Source organism: Mesorhizobium sp. B2-6-2 (assembly GCF_006440615.1).
Taxonomy (GTDB): domain Bacteria; phylum Pseudomonadota; class Alphaproteobacteria; order Rhizobiales; family Rhizobiaceae; genus Mesorhizobium.
The window spans coordinates 199,473-213,329 of sequence record NZ_VFUG01000006.1 but is presented as its reverse complement, the minus strand read 5'-3'; the positions used below and the strand labels follow the sequence as shown (position 1 = coordinate 213,329).

13 protein-coding genes are annotated in these 13,857 nt (G+C 59.4%); 4 read left to right on the top strand and 9 right to left on the bottom strand.

The features are described from left to right. Positions 1-4 precede the first annotated feature (4 nt). The 3 genes from FJ419_RS15460 to FJ419_RS15450 form a co-directional block, all read right to left on the bottom strand. Positions 5-541 carry a sugar transferase gene (locus FJ419_RS15460; protein ID WP_140694603.1) on the bottom strand — a complete coding sequence of 179 codons (537 nt, stop codon included), beginning with the start codon at positions 539-541 and terminating at the stop codon, positions 5-7. A 3-nt stretch (positions 542-544) separates the two neighbouring features. Continuing rightward, the gene (locus tag FJ419_RS15455) at positions 545-1,456 is read right to left on the bottom strand and encodes a glycosyltransferase family 2 protein (protein WP_246679213.1); all 912 of its coding nucleotides are present in this window, start codon (positions 1,454-1,456) and stop codon (positions 545-547) included. Between the two features lie 91 nt (positions 1,457-1,547). Beyond that, entirely contained in the window at positions 1,548-3,581 is a 2,034-nt protein-coding gene (locus FJ419_RS15450; RefSeq protein ID WP_181170708.1) for a nucleoside-diphosphate sugar epimerase/dehydratase, read from the bottom strand. A 572-nt stretch (positions 3,582-4,153) separates the two neighbouring features. On the opposite strand from FJ419_RS15450, the gene FJ419_RS15445 reads away from it, so the two are divergent. The 4 genes from FJ419_RS15445 to FJ419_RS15430 are packed head-to-tail and all read left to right on the top strand — an operon-like array spanning position 4,154 to position 7,536. Then, the gene (locus FJ419_RS15445; RefSeq protein WP_140694597.1) at positions 4,154-5,284 is read left to right on the top strand and encodes a DegT/DnrJ/EryC1/StrS family aminotransferase; all 1,131 of its coding nucleotides are present in this window, start codon (positions 4,154-4,156) and stop codon (positions 5,282-5,284) included. Further along, positions 5,269-6,219 carry a glycosyltransferase family 2 protein gene (locus tag FJ419_RS15440; protein WP_140694594.1) on the top strand — a complete coding sequence of 317 codons (951 nt, stop codon included), beginning with the start codon at positions 5,269-5,271 and terminating at the stop codon, positions 6,217-6,219. The genes FJ419_RS15445 and FJ419_RS15440 overlap by 16 nt, the downstream gene beginning before the upstream one ends. Continuing rightward, a complete protein-coding gene (locus FJ419_RS15435) occupies positions 6,216-7,166 on the top strand; it encodes a WxcM-like domain-containing protein (protein ID WP_140694590.1) in 951 nt (316 codons plus the stop codon). Before FJ419_RS15440 ends, FJ419_RS15435 begins: the two co-directional genes overlap by 4 nt. Next, positions 7,156-7,536, top strand: coding sequence for a hypothetical protein (locus FJ419_RS15430; protein WP_140694587.1), 381 nt, complete (start codon positions 7,156-7,158; stop codon positions 7,534-7,536). Before FJ419_RS15435 ends, FJ419_RS15430 begins: the two co-directional genes overlap by 11 nt. A gap of 380 nt (positions 7,537-7,916) precedes the next feature. Here the strand turns inward: FJ419_RS15430 and FJ419_RS15425 are convergent, their stop codons facing one another. From FJ419_RS15425 to FJ419_RS15400, 6 genes are all read right to left on the bottom strand, one after another. Beyond that, complete coding sequence (locus tag FJ419_RS15425) at positions 7,917-8,780, bottom strand: glycosyltransferase family 2 protein (RefSeq protein ID WP_181170707.1); 864 nt, start codon at positions 8,778-8,780, stop codon at positions 7,917-7,919. A gap of 46 nt (positions 8,781-8,826) precedes the next feature. After that, positions 8,827-9,873 carry a DUF6716 putative glycosyltransferase gene (locus FJ419_RS15420; RefSeq protein ID WP_140694576.1) on the bottom strand — a complete coding sequence of 349 codons (1,047 nt, stop codon included), beginning with the start codon at positions 9,871-9,873 and terminating at the stop codon, positions 8,827-8,829. A 45-nt stretch (positions 9,874-9,918) separates the two neighbouring features. After that, on the bottom strand, positions 9,919-10,869 hold the full coding sequence (locus FJ419_RS15415) for a hypothetical protein (protein WP_140694572.1): 951 nt from the start codon (positions 10,867-10,869) through the stop codon (positions 9,919-9,921). Beyond that, positions 10,859-12,277, bottom strand: coding sequence for an ABC transporter ATP-binding protein (locus FJ419_RS15410; RefSeq protein ID WP_140694569.1), 1,419 nt, complete (start codon positions 12,275-12,277; stop codon positions 10,859-10,861). The genes FJ419_RS15415 and FJ419_RS15410 overlap by 11 nt, the downstream gene beginning before the upstream one ends. Then, the gene (locus tag FJ419_RS15405) at positions 12,267-13,070 is read right to left on the bottom strand and encodes an ABC transporter permease (RefSeq protein WP_140694566.1); all 804 of its coding nucleotides are present in this window, start codon (positions 13,068-13,070) and stop codon (positions 12,267-12,269) included. Before FJ419_RS15405 ends, FJ419_RS15410 begins: the two co-directional genes overlap by 11 nt. 127 nt (positions 13,071-13,197) lie before the next feature. Beyond that, the gene (locus tag FJ419_RS15400) at positions 13,198-13,857 is read right to left on the bottom strand and encodes a class I SAM-dependent methyltransferase (RefSeq protein WP_140694563.1); all 660 of its coding nucleotides are present in this window, start codon (positions 13,855-13,857) and stop codon (positions 13,198-13,200) included.

Below are 13,857 nucleotides of genomic sequence, written 5' to 3'. Positions count from 1 at the left end.
CGCTCTATGCGCGGAAGAACGTGCCCAGCAATATCTTGAGGTCCAGGCCGGTCGAGGCGGCTTTGACGTAGGCCGCATCGGTTTGCGCGCAAAGTCTTGGATCGGACATATCGATGCCCTTGATCTGCGCCAGCCCTGTGATGCCCGGAAGTGCGGTGAGCACGCCCAGTTCCTTGCGCCGCTCGATCAGCTCCGCCTGCGTCGGCAGGCATGGACGAGGGCCCACAAGGCTCATCTCGCCCTTCAGCACATTCCAGAGCTGCGGCAGTTCGTCGATCTTGGTTGCGCGCAGAACCTTGCCGACCGCAGTGACCGAACGGGCCGGCGCCTCGTGGGTGGGCAAGGAAGGGGTTTCCCGATACATGGTGCGCAGCTTGTGGCAGGCGAAGAGGGCTCCTCCCCGGCCGACGCGAATCTGCGAGAAGATGGCGGGGCCCGCCGACGTCGCCCGGATCGCCAGCATCGCGACAAGCAGGACGGGCGACGTTACCGCCAGCATCGGAACAGCGACCGCCATGTCGAGCGCGCGCTTGGCCGTCATGGCTCAGATCCGGCGCCAGAGGAAAGCGACATAGAGCCCGAGCGTGCCCATGAATGTCTGCCGGTAGACACCGCTTTTACCGAGCAGGCCGAAGCGCCTGAAGACATTGCCCTTGCGCGCCCTGATGAACAGGCGAAGGCAAAGCGCTGCATCGCGCGCAATGAGGTCCCGATTGACGGCCAGGCCGCGCAGATTGGTGTCCGTCCAGGTGGCGAACTGGCCCTTGAACAGGCGGCCCAGCCTTGAAAACCTCGCTTTCCATGAAACGTTGGCGCCGACGAGGTTTGCCGCGTGCTGGCGGTATCTGACCAGCGGCCGCGGCTCGTAGCGGACTTTGCCGCCGGCGGCGGTGACGATGAGATAGGCCCACCAGTCATGGCTGACGAATTCGGTTCTGGCCGACGCTTTCGCCAGAAGGTCGCGCGCCTTGCGGTTGAAGAGCATGGTGTTGCCGCCGGCGATGCTTTGCACCAGCGCGTTGCGGAAGGACGGCGGGCGCCGGAAGAGCGGCGAGTAGCCGGCCGGAACGCCGGCCTCAGAGATAGTCGCCGTGCGCGAGCAGAACAGGAGCGGCGTTTCCATGTCCTCTTCCTCCATCCAGCGGATGGCGCTCTCCAGCCGATCCGGCTCCCAGACATCGTCCTGGTCGCAAAAGGCGTAGCAGTCGGCATCGATGCGCGGATCGAGGATCATGGAGCGGAAATTGGCGGCGAAGCCCCTTCGCGGGCCCTGCAAAAGTGTCAGCGACCCCTTGGTCCAGCGGGACCGCCACGCCTCGACGATCGCGGCCGTGGCGTCCGACGAGCCGTCGTCGGAGACCCAGAGATCAACGAGCGGCCAGGATTGCGTAGCCAAGGATTCCAATTGTTCGCCGATATAGGCCGCGCCATCCTTCGTGCCCATGAGAACGGCCACGCGCTGATCTTTTCTGGTCACGGCTTTGGAATCACTTGCCCGCGAGGTGCTTGGAGGGTTCAATAGCTAATTGCGGGCACGCGGCAAAGTTTTAACCGACCTGCCCGGCCGTTTTCGGTTCCGCTTCTTCGCGCACGCCGCCCATGTCTTCTTCCGCTCGGTAGAGCCCGGCCAGGATGGCAAGCGCGGCGGCCTTGTCGCGATCGTGCATCGCGGCCGCCAGCGCCGGCAGGGCCGCCTCGATCCTCGGCCATTCGACGACACCGGTCCTGAGGCCGAAGATCTTGGCGGTGTCGAGCTTGACCACCTCCTCGTTCTCGGCGTGCAGCGTCTCGTGCAGCTTCTCGCCGGGCCTGATGCCGGTGAAGCGGATCGGAATATCGGTGTATGGGCTTTTGCCGGCCATGCGGATCATGGTTTCGGCGACTTCGAGGATCGGCACCGGCTTGCCCATGTCGAGCATGTAGATGGCGTAGTCGTCCTTGCCCCGGCGCTGCTCGGCATCGGCGGCCGACATGATGACGAGATCGACGGCCTCGGCCATGGTCATGAAATAGCGGGTCATGCGCCGGTCGGTGATGGTGACCGGCCCGCCGGCCTCGATCTGCGCCTGGAAGACGGTCGCCACCGAGCCGTTGGAGCCGAAGACGTTGCCGAAGCGCACGGCGATGAATTTCGTGCCCGCATGACGCAGATCGGCGGCGCCGGCATGGCCATTCGCCGCGCCGGCACGCGGCGGCGGCGAGGCCGCCTGGGCCTCATGCAGCGAGGAGACGATCTGTTCGGCCGCACGCTTGGTGACGCCCAGCACCGAGGTCGGGTCGACCGCCTTGTCGCTGGAAATCAGCAGGAACCGCGGCACCCCGCATTCGGCGGCGATCTCGGCGCAGGCAAGCGTGCCGAAGACATTGGTCTCGATCGCCGCTTCCCAGTTCTCCTCGAGCAGCGGCACATGCTTCAGCGCAGCGGCATGAAAGATAATCGCGGGTTTGAACTCCTTGACGAGGCGCGTCATGTGGGGCCGGTCGGTGACGTCGACGATGCGGCTGGTCAGCCGGTCGCGGTCGGCGTCGTCGGTCTGCTGATCGAGCTGGAAAATGCCGAATTCGGAATTGTCGGCCACCAGCACCGCCTCGGCGCCCAGCTCCAGCGCGCGCTTGACGAGCACGCGGCCGATGGAGCCGGCGCCGCCGGTGACCATCACGCGCTTGCCGCCGACGAAGGCGCCGATGCGCGTGGTATCGGTGGCGACCGCCGAACGGCGCATGATGGTTTCCATCTCGACGGCATCGAGAACCAGCTTGCCGCCCTGCCCCAGTTCCGACAGCCCGGCAAACTGGACGACGGCGATGCCGCTGTGGCGGGCGACGCGCACCAGCTCGGCATAGTCCTCGATCTCGCGCTCGACCCCCTGGCCGAAGATCAGCAGGTCAAGGCTTTGCGTGCCTTTGACATAGTCTTCCAGCACCTCGACCAGGCGCGGTCGCAGCGCCACCACCGGAACGCCCTGGATGCGCGTGCCGAGCGGCGCGTCGCCCTCGGTGGCCATGATGCCGGCGATTGCGTATTCGGCGGGCTGAGCCGTGCGGGTGAAGCGCACGATCAGATCCGCCTCGCCCAGCCGGCCGATGAACAGCGCCTGCTTGGTCGAGGCATCGCCGGCGGCGCGGCGCAGGATGCGCCAGCTCGCGCCGTCGCGCAGGAAGCGATAGTAGAGCCTGGGCGCCGAGATGATGGTGAAGGAGACCAGGAAGAAGACGATGAACTGGCGCTCGTTGAGCCCGGCGACCGGCTGGAAGAGGAAGCGGAAGGCAAGCGAGGCCAGATAGAGCACCACCGTCAGGCTGCCGCAGCCCTTGAGGATGTTGAAGAAGTCGGGCGTGGAGGCGAAGCGCCAGACGGTGTTGTAGAGGCCGCTGGATCGGAACAGCAGATGGGCGATGAGCACGATGAGCGCCCAGCAGGCCAGCCCGCCGACGGAGAACGCGTCGAAGGAAAGCCGCGACTGCGACAGGATGAGACTAAGCGCCACCGCGACCAGGACCATGACGAGATCCTGGACCATGATGATGGCGCGCCGCATCCTCGGTCGGAGTTCCGATACGGCTTCTACGTATGCGGTCATTGGGCAGTACTGACTCCAGGCGCGTGATACTATCAGAACGGCCGCGGACAAAACATCGCCCACCGCCACTTCAGATTGCAGTCCCCAGCCCCGTCACCCGGTTACCGCCTTAGCGCGGAGAGGGCGGGAGGGCTAGAGGTTTTTTGGGGATATTTGATTGTGCGAATGATTTGACTAGGAACGGCAATAACTCGGAGCGGACTGTCAGTCGTTCAGAGAACCTGTCGGGCGCCCAAAAGGGAAAGCTAATAGATGTCACGATGTGACGATCCGGCTTCACTACGCCGCAGCACGCTGCAACAAGCTTGTCGCAATAGCTATGAGTCGCTGACGGCGGTGCCGATCAGGTCTGCCGAAGCGGTTTTGGCCAGCCCCTAGGCTCACAGCGTTCCACAAATGACGCCAGCCTGTCGCGACCGAGCCGAAATCTCAATAGTTGGGCACGTGGTTTTGGCTTTCCGCTGTTTCTGCGGTGCAAGTATTCTTAACTGAGTCATGCCAGAATCATCTGAATTTCCGAATGTTTGCGGGCGAAGACGCCGGAACGAACAAGACACGCTGTCGAGTTGTTGATGACGAAGCCGAATGCCGTTCCGATGAATGATCTCAAGCGTCTGTACCAGCGCTATGAGGTTGAAATCGCGCGCGAGGTAGCAAGCACGCTGCGGTCCGGATGGTGGCTCAATGGCGCGGCAGGGAAGCGATTCGCAGCGAACTTTGCGACGTTTGCAGGAGTTTCGGATTGCATCCTCGTCGCCAACGGAACGGACGCCCTTGAACTCGCTTTACGCTCTATCGTCGGGCTTGGCGATGCGCATGGACGCGAGGTGATCGTGGCGGCGAATGCCGGGGGATATGCCAGTTGTGCGTGCTGGCACGTCGACCTCATTCCACACTACGTCGACATCGAACCATCTAGCCAGCTTGCAAGCGTCCAATCAGTGCTGGAAGCGGTGAGTACCGATACCGCTGCGATTGTCGTTACCCATCTTTACGGCGGCGTGGTCGATGTACCCGCTATCCGGGCAGGACTTGTCAATGCCGGCATGTCGCACATACCAGTCATCGAGGATTGCGCCCAGGCACATGGTGCTCGCATCAGGGGTGAAACGGCTGGGTCACTTGGAGACATCGCCACCTTCAGCTTCTACCCGACCAAAAATCTCGGCGCGATGGGTGACGGCGGCGCAGTCCTCACCTCCAACCCAAGACTGGCGGAGCGCGTTCGTCAGCTTCATCAATATGGCTGGAGTTCCAAATACCACGTAGCCCTGCCGGGAGGGCGCAACTCTCGCATGGACGAGGTCCAGGCCGCAATTTTGGATGTACTTCTTCCGGACTTGAACAGCCGCAACGAAAAACGCCGGGCCATCCTTGGCCGATTTAAGGCTGTTACCGGGCGCCGGCTCAAATTCCTCGACGGCGGCAACGGCGCCGTCGCACACCTCGCGGTCCTGCTGTGTGACGACCGGGACGCGTTCCGCACCTTCATGAAGGAACGCGGCGTCGATACCGATGTCCACTATCCCGTGCTCGATTGCGATCAGGTTGGTTGGGCTGCCCTGCCCATGAAAGGGACCGAAAATCTTGCGATCTCCCGGGCAAGCATCAGTCGTCTCTGTTCCGTCCCGTGCTACCCGGACATGACGAATGATGAGGTCGAGCAAGTGTGCGGGGCCCTCGGCGAATGGGAGGCAATGTGACTGCGCGCTCTCTTGTTTTTCCCATTTACCGCAATGAGCCGAACATCCCTTCCCTGTTGCAGGCCGTCGCCGATTTCGACGCCATGTATGAGGGCGACATCGAGTTTGTCTTCGTCATCGATGGGTCGCCCGACCAGTCGGGCGGCCTGCTGGTCAGGGCTTTGAAGGACGCCAGCTACAGGTACAAAATCATCTTCCACAGCCGGAATTTTGGTTCCTTCACGGCCATTCGGACGGGGCTCGAGCACGCGTCCGGCAAACATGTGGCCGCGATGGCGGCCGACCTGCAGGAGCCGCCCGAACTCATTGTCGAATTCTTTTCGATGCTGGAAAAGGATACGGCCGACGTCGTGTTTGGCCGCAGAACCGGCCGCGACGACCCCCTTCTGACGCGTTTCCTGTCCCGAGCCTTCTGGAGCGTTTACCGCAGGCTGATTTTGCCCAGCATGCCGGGCGGCGGCGTCGATATATTTGGCTGCAACCGCCAGGCGCTCGATGCGATCCTGTCAATCGAGGAGCCAAACAGCTCGCTTGTGGTTCAGCTGTTCTGGGTCGGGTTCAGGCGGGAGTTCGTGCCTTACCGGCGGCGCGAGCGCGAGCATGGGAAGAGTGCCTGGGGCATTGGGCGCCGGCTCAGATATATGATGGATTCGATCTTCTCGTTTTCCGATTTTCCGATCGTTTTCATACTCTGGGTAGGAATTGCGGGCTGCGTGCTCAGCCTTGTGTTTGCCGCGATCACCGTCGTCGCCCGCTTGCTGGGCAAGATCGATCCGGCCGGATACACGACCCTGGTGCTGCTGATCGTGGGGTTTGGATCAGCGATCCTCGCGGTGCAAGGCATCCTTGGCTGTTATCTTTGGCGGGCGGTTGAAAACACCAAATCGCGCCCGTTGCGGATAATAAGCCGCATTGTCGACGGGACGTCCGCATGAACGACAAACCGTTTTTTGTCCATGACCGCGGTATTTGCGAAAGCACGCGCGTCGGCAATGGGACGCGCATATGGGCGTTTGCCCATGTCCTCCCAGGCGCCGCGATCGGCGCGAACTGCAACATCTGCGATCACGTCTTCATCGAAAACGACGTGACCGTCGGCGATGACGTCACGATAAAAAGCGGCGTCCAGCTATGGGACGGCGTCCGGCTGGGCAATCGCGTGTTCGTCGGCCCGAATGCAACCTTCACCAACGACCGCTTCCCGCGTTCGAAACACTATCCCGAGCAGTTTCTCCAGACGATCGTCGAGGACGGCGCGTCGATCGGCGCCAACGCAACGATCCTGCCGGGCATAACGATCGGCCGCCAGGCGATGATCGGCGCCGGCGCCGTGGTGACCAAGAACGTGCCGGCAAACGCCGTGGTGGTTGGAAATCCGGCCGTCATCGTTGGCTATCAGACCGGTCCACAGGTCGAGCCTGTGATGGCGCAAGCGGCCCCCGGCGCTGCAGGCGACAGGATGGCGCTGGGCGTCGGCGGATGCGAGCTCTGGCGGCTGCCGCACTTCAGCGACCTTCGCGGCGAGCTGGCCCCGCTCGAGTTCGGACACAACCTGCCGTTCAAGCCCTTGCGCTCGTTCCTCGTCTACGGCGTCCGTTCCGACAAGGTCAGGGGCGAGCATGCGCACCGCCAGTGCCAGCAGTTCCTGATTGCCACCCATGGCCGCCTGTCGGTGGTCGTCGATGACGGCCACGACAGAAAGGAAGTGTCGCTGGCGGATCCCTCGGTCGGGCTCTATCTGCCGCCCGGCGTGTGGGGCATCCAGTACAAGTTCCAGCCGGACACGGTCTTGCTGGTCATGGCCTCGCAGCCCTATGACGCAAGCGACTATATCAGGGACTATTCGGATTTCCTCGCGACGGTCGGGCCGGATGACCGCTGACCGGATAGGCTCGGATGCGCTCCGTTTTCTTGCGGCGGGAGGACTGAACACCGCGCTGACGAGTGGCGTCTACTTTGCCGGCCTGACGATGCTGTCGTCGGGCATGTCCTACACCATTGCCTGGCTGGCAGGCCTCGCATTCGTGATGGTGTTCTATCCGGACCGCGTCTTTCCCGGCGGACGCACCGGCTTGACGGACCGGCTGGCGGTCGGCGGCTCGGTCGCCGCGGTGTTTGTGGCAGGCTTGGTAAGCCTTCATCTCCTCGAGCGAGCGCTGCAAAGCCGAGCGGCGGCATTCTTTGCAACGCTTGTCGTCACGACGATGCTCAATTTCGCGGTTTCCCGATGGATACTGCGCAGACGATACTGATACGCCCCTCCTCGAACCGGGCGGCGCTCTCGGTGGCCATGATGCCGGCGATGGCGTATTCGGCGGGCTGGGCCGTACGGGTGAAGCGCACGATCATGGCCCGCCCGCATCCCCGGTCGGAGTCCGATACGGCTTCTACGCATACGGCCATTGGGTAGCACTTACTCCAGGCGTGAGGACATGCATACCAAAACCGCGCCGGACCGACCATCGTTCGCCACTACTTTAGATTGTAAGATCCCCAACCTCCGTCACCGGCTACCGCATCAGCGCGGAGCGGGCGGGAGAGCCATAGATTTTTTGGCCTCCCACCCATGCAAGATTTGCAAGATTACTGCGTACCTATGGCTGGCGGTCCGTTGAACCGCGTAGTTGACGCCTCATCTTGCCGCAGAAAAGCCAGGCGGAGAGCGCGCCGGCATCTCAAGGTCGGCAATAGCTTGCTTAGACCGATCGATGAAGAGATGCTCCTTGCGGGGCATCGAGGTGTCCCAATCCAGTCCTTGAATTCGTTCGGACATTTGCTCGCGACGCGGCAAACGCACCATTTCGTCGCGAAATTCAGCCCGCCACCCGTGCCAACCACGGTCACGAACTTCTTCTTCCGAATATTTCCGTTGAACGGAATATTTTCGCCGGGCATGAGCCGAGCTCAGCACAATGTAATGTCTAAGAGCAAAGTTGTGGGGGAACAGCGCCTTGCCATGGAAGCTTGCTCCATGCCCGCCAGAGTTAGCCAGTTCAATGTCGGGAGCCTTTTTCCAGCAGCGGACGAGCCTCACAGGATGAGGTTCGAAAAAATAGTAATAGCGCATTCGCTCGACATAGTCCGTGCCTTCAAAGGACTCGGATTCATCGGTCGGAACGAAGACGAACTCGTTGAAATTAATGGCATTGAAGCCGGCCGCGTCGACGGAGGCGATTGCCTGGGCAAGAGAGACATCCGGAACGGGCGCCTCCATGATTTCGTCCGCATCATGGTGGATGAACCAGTCGGCCTCGATCTCCACCGCGAGTTGCTGTTTCAGCCTCAGCAGCCCTACCCAATCATAGAAGCCAGGATATTCGACAGGCACGATACGGGCCAGCCCTCGACCTAAATAGGTTTTGGCTATCTCCACAGTCCGGTCGGTGGAGCCATTATCGATGAGGCAAAATTCGATGCCATGCCGGCACAAATGCTCCAGGCAACGGCCGATATAGAGTTCTTCGTTTCGAACGGCTATGAGAGCTACAATACGCAAAGATCGTTCCTTTGAATCACTCACCAAGTTGCCGTGTCACGCCTCTTCACACCTCTTGCGGTGACGCCTGGGGCGGCCCTACGAGGATCGCCTCTATGCAATCAGCGCAGACAACGGACCGCTCGGCGTGGCTCGAACCGGTTGTTTGTTGCAGGAAATCTCGCACACGCAGGCGCCATTGCGGGCCAGATTGCAACGAGGCAAGCCGCAATATATCCGCCGCGTCCACGCGATCCGTGACGATGCCGAGGTCCTGGTAGAAATGCCCTCTTTGCTCGGGCAGGACAACGACCGGAATGCCGGCGGCCAGGGCTTCAAGCGCGACAGTCGACCCGGTGGTTACCAAAAGCGAGCATCGAGCAATCTGCTCGTCCAACGCTTCTTCGACATCCAGGATTCTGAAGCGCTCAGCCAACTTACGAAAAGATTCGCGAAATTCAGGGTGGGGCCGGACAACTATCTCCCGGTCTCCGATTGCCGCCAAATCAATCAGCGTTCTGTGAAGCTCGGCCGTAAAGATGCTTTGAGCGGCGAACAGAATTGGCCGCTGATCGATAGTAAAATCGGGCCGCGGCGCCGGCGTCACGGAATCGAGCTTCGAAAGCCCCGCCGCTAGGACCCTTTGTCTCAGTGTGTCGGGAACGAACCTCTGGAAATATTGGCCGAACACGAGGAAATAGTCGAAATGGAAATTGCTCCAATAGACCTCCCAATTCTGCACGAAACCGTGTTGGCAGCCGACGATTGTCGGCCGAACCGACAGTTCCATGAATAGACCTGCAAGTTCGGCTTCGGGGCCTGCGTGGCATGTCGTAAGCAGCAGCATGTCCGGTTCAGCCGTTTGGATGATGTCACGCGCTCGGATGGCCAGCGAGCGTGACTCGGCCGGATCGATCCGGGAAAGATGTTCCGTGATCGGTAGAACGCCAATCCGCTGATAGCCATGCCTGTCCAGATTTTGACTGTCTGGATCCGGGAGGTGCGGCAACAGCATCGCTTCGACCCGGTGGCCACGGTTCTTTAAAATCTCTAGCGCCGGGTACCAGTTCATGATGGACCGCGCAGATATTCCGGTGAAAACGATGTTTGCCATGTTACGTCCGCGGAGCCATGGATGATCGATCTGGCCGCAGTGTCGCTAAACCACGTACCATTGCCGGATTTGTTCCTGCCGGCTCCGTCTGCGCTGGGGATTATCCCTGAGCATGCGAATGCCCTTGAACAACCTCTCTGAAACGAGGCGTTCGGCGAAATCGATGTTCATCTGTCGGAACAGGTTTCGAGTCTGCTCCGGGGCGTCGAGGCGCAGATAAAATTGGCCGCTTATCGCCTTCTCCACGGCTCGCGCTAGTTCGGCGCTGTTTCCACGCTCATATCCCAACACCACTGGCGGGAGGCCGAAGAGATCGAGCAGACTTGAAAATTTCGAGGAATAGCCGACCAATGCGACGCTCCGTCCGGAAAGCAAACTCCAGTACGCGATGTGGTAAGAGTTGGTAACAACCTGCCCAACAGGCGCCAGACGCTCCCTGAGAGCAACCTCGCTCAGTGCATTCGTTCCTGTAATCGTGACCCCATGCCGCCCGAGCTTATCGCCCATGTCGAAACCGCTCGCCGCCGAGTTCTGATTCAGAAAAACACCTGTCTGCGGCCCGGCGGGAATTTCGACGATATCATTCAAAACGCTTACGCATGGCACCAAGCTCCCTTCCGGGAGCGTGATGTCTCGGTCACGCCACCCACAAATGTTGAAGATACCGGTCGAAACATCGGCCCTGTCAGTTGCGGAGGAATAAGGGAAACTGCGCCCGACACCCCAAATTATGTTCCGCTGGGCGCCGACCTCGGAAGCCACCCCAACGCCAAGATCGTTGAAGGCACCGCCGCCAACGATCGCTATATGGTCAATCCCGTTTGCGCGCGACGGATGGCATTCAAACTCGAAATAATGCCGGGGACTGCAGAGATAATCTCCTACATTAAAGGGGGCCGGCCAATTGTGGATGAAGCTTACGGTTGTGCCCGCGCTCTCGAGCGTAACGACGGGACGCCTGCCGTCGCCCACCGAGCGGATGAATTCAGCGACCATCGACAGACTGCGAGTTAGCGGCCACCGAAACGATCATCGACAGATCCACGGCGCCGGCTGGCAAAACATCACCTTGGAAAGGCACGCGAAACATGGCCGCGTCGATCACACGATGCAGCGGCACTTCCTCTGCATCGGCAACGCCGCGCACGTGACAGGTGATGAAATAGTGACCTGGCAGAAAACTGCAGAGAAACTCGAATCGAGAGACCACCGAATTTCCGGCCCGCACGCTCTTCACGCGCGACGCGCGGCATCGCGCTCCGGCCAATTGAATTCCAGTGATGGTCGTTATGCCGATACCAAATCCCACATCGCGGGCATCCTCCGAAAAATCGGTGCGATATTCGATAACGTACCGCTTGCCGGTGCTCAACACATTGACCTGTTCGCCCGAGAGCGTGACAACTCTCACATCCCGGATTGAGCCTCCCCTTTGTTCTTGCCGAACGGTCGATTGAGGCACCATCCCTGGATCAAATGAATCGGCGCTCAGGTTTTCTGGCGCCGACCTCGGCGAATGCGCCACTAGCGTTTCGGTGCCGCCCGATACATGCTCTTGCGAGCCGTCTCGCATGGCGAGAATCGCTTTTCGAATTGCCGGGGCGGCCTCGGCGCTGGCATTGACTAATTTCTGATACTGCCCGACGATCGCCCTCGGTTTACCTTCAAGTATTTTCTCGCCACCGTCGAACAGGATTGCACGCGTGCACAGCTGCACGATGGCTTGGGCGCCGTGACTGACGAACAAAATGGTGCCGCCCCTATCTTTTATTTCTTCGATGCGGGCAAAACATTTACGCTGGAACGCCTCATCACCGACAGCCAAAGCCTCGTCCACCACCAGAATATCAGGGTCAACATTGATGGCTGTGGCGAAGGCTAGGCGCACATACATGCCCGACGAATAGGTCTTCACCGGCTGGTTTATAAAAGGCCCGATATCGGCGAAGCGAGCGATCTCGTCGAAACGCCATTCCATCTCTTTGCGCGGAACGCCGAGGATGGCGGCATTGAGAAAGACGTTTTCGCGACCTGTGAATTCGGGATTGAAACCAGCCCCGAGTTCGAGCAGCGCGGCGATGCGGCCATTGACCTCGACTGTACCGCTGGTCGGTTGAAGGGTGCCACAGATGATTTGCAGCAGCGTCGACTTGCCAGAACCGTTTCGGCCGATGATGCCGATCGTCTCGCCGCGACCGACTTCGAACGAAACGTTGGACAAGGCGGCGAAATCACGAAAGTAACGGCGCGGTGGCCGTCCTATCAAACGCTCAAGGCGGGGCACGACCATCTGCTTGAAGCGATCTTCAGGCCGGTCGAACATGACGTAGTGTTTGGACACGCCACGCACGCGAATGGCAACGTCCGAATTGCCGACGTCGCCAGCTGAGTTTTTAGAGTACATCGGCAAAGCCTCGGCGGGTCTTCTGGAAGAATTGATAGCCGAGAACCGCGATCGCCACCGCTACGACCGAATAGTATCCTAATGACGGCCAGTCCGGCTGTACGCCAAAGATAACCACGTTCCGGAAGCCCTCAACCGGTATCGCAAGCGGGTTGAGCGAAAGCCAGGGCTGCAACCAGGCCGGCAGTGCTGTTCTCTGGAAGAACACAGGCGATAGGAACAAGGTCGCGGTGACCAGAGGTGCCACGATCTGACTCATGTCCCGAAAATAAACGCCGATCGACGCTAATATCCAGCCGATCCCGAGTACTACAATAATCAGGGGCGCGAACACCACTGGTGCAAGAATCGCGGTAAACGGGATGCGGCCGAACGCTGCATACGCAAAAGCAAACAAGACCAGCAGACTGATCGCCGCGTGAAACAGTGCCGCCCCTGCATAAACAACAGGCAGTATCTGGATCGGAAAGACGATCTTCTTGACATAGTTGGCGTTGGCGACAACTACCCCCGGCGCTAACGAAATCACCTCCGCGAAAAACTGAAAGACGATTAGGCCACAAAACAGGATAACGGCAAACTCGCCAGTCGAATGTTCAGCCGCTTGTTGACCTGGTACCGTCCACCGCGATTTCATCACCACGCCGAAAACAAAGGTGTAGACGGCCAGCATGAACAACGGATTGAGCAGAGACCACAACAACCCGAACGCCGAGCCACGATAACGACCGGCCACCTCGCGGCGGATGAGTGAGATCGCCAAAGAAAAAAGAGAGCGCAATTCAAACGACAAGACCTATCCTTTCTCGGACAACTGATAGAACCCACCCTTACCGCTTCCGATTGCCAATTACGTCCAGCCCTCTGTGGCGCAAACAGTCGGTTCGCATTTTTCCAATTAACCGAGATAGAAGATCAGGTTAAATCGGCCTAACACAGGTTGTCAGGCAGTCTATTTTCTCAACACCGCCCCATCCTATTACGTCCTGCGTCAACACCTTCAATCCAGACCTTGTAGCCAAGTGTTTAAATAATTCTGCGCTCATGAAATTTCGCCAATGAGGATTAGACCGAAAGTCAGCTCCAGGTGATGCTGAATAATTTGAATGGTGGATAAATGCCTTGCCGCCAGGTTTAAGGACCCGGCAAAATTCTGGAAGGTAGCCCAATATGAGTTCAACGTCGAAATGGACAACCGAATCAAACGTGTAAAAGAAGGTAAATGATTTGTCTGGAATATTTGACAAATCGTATCCATTACATTGAAAAAACTTCACAGAGCGTTCTCGTCCAAATACCTCCTTACAATATGAAAGGTTCTCTTCGTTTACATCTATTAGAGATATCTCTTTCGCTAATGAGATAAGTTTTTCTGTATTTCTTCCTCGACCGCACGCGAAGTCGGCCGTTGAGGAAAAATCAACGGATTGGGTTTCTAATACTGGCCAGATAAGATCATTCCAGTGCCTATCCATGTCACGGTGTGCCGCGCCGTGATAAGCCTCTGCGACGTCGTCGCCCCACAACAGACTTTCGCTCTCAACGATTGAGGCACGTCTTTGGTCATTTCCCATAGTCAT

What these genes read in the sequence shown, in the direction of transcription:
- FJ419_RS15460 (WP_140694603.1), bottom strand. Translation starts at nt 541, where the DNA reads ATGACGGCCAAGCGCGCGCTCGACATGGCGGTCGCTGTTCCGATGCTG.
- FJ419_RS15450 (WP_181170708.1), bottom strand. Translation starts at nt 3,581, where the DNA reads ATGACCGCATACGTAGAAGCCGTATCGGAACTCCGACCGAGGATGCGG.
- FJ419_RS15445 (WP_140694597.1), top strand. Translation starts at nt 4,154, where the DNA reads ATGACGAAGCCGAATGCCGTTCCGATGAATGATCTCAAGCGTCTGTAC.
- FJ419_RS15440 (WP_140694594.1), top strand. Translation starts at nt 5,269, where the DNA reads ATGGGAGGCAATGTGACTGCGCGCTCTCTTGTTTTTCCCATTTACCGC.
- FJ419_RS15435 (WP_140694590.1), top strand. Translation starts at nt 6,216, where the DNA reads ATGAACGACAAACCGTTTTTTGTCCATGACCGCGGTATTTGCGAAAGC.
- FJ419_RS15430 (WP_140694587.1), top strand. Translation starts at nt 7,156, where the DNA reads ATGACCGCTGACCGGATAGGCTCGGATGCGCTCCGTTTTCTTGCGGCG.
- FJ419_RS15420 (WP_140694576.1), bottom strand. Translation starts at nt 9,873, where the DNA reads ATGGCAAACATCGTTTTCACCGGAATATCTGCGCGGTCCATCATGAAC.
- FJ419_RS15415 (WP_140694572.1), bottom strand. Translation starts at nt 10,869, where the DNA reads ATGGTCGCTGAATTCATCCGCTCGGTGGGCGACGGCAGGCGTCCCGTC.
- FJ419_RS15410 (WP_140694569.1), bottom strand. Translation starts at nt 12,277, where the DNA reads ATGTACTCTAAAAACTCAGCTGGCGACGTCGGCAATTCGGACGTTGCC.
- FJ419_RS15400 (WP_140694563.1), bottom strand. Translation starts at nt 13,857, where the DNA reads ATGACTATGGGAAATGACCAAAGACGTGCCTCAATCGTTGAGAGCGAA.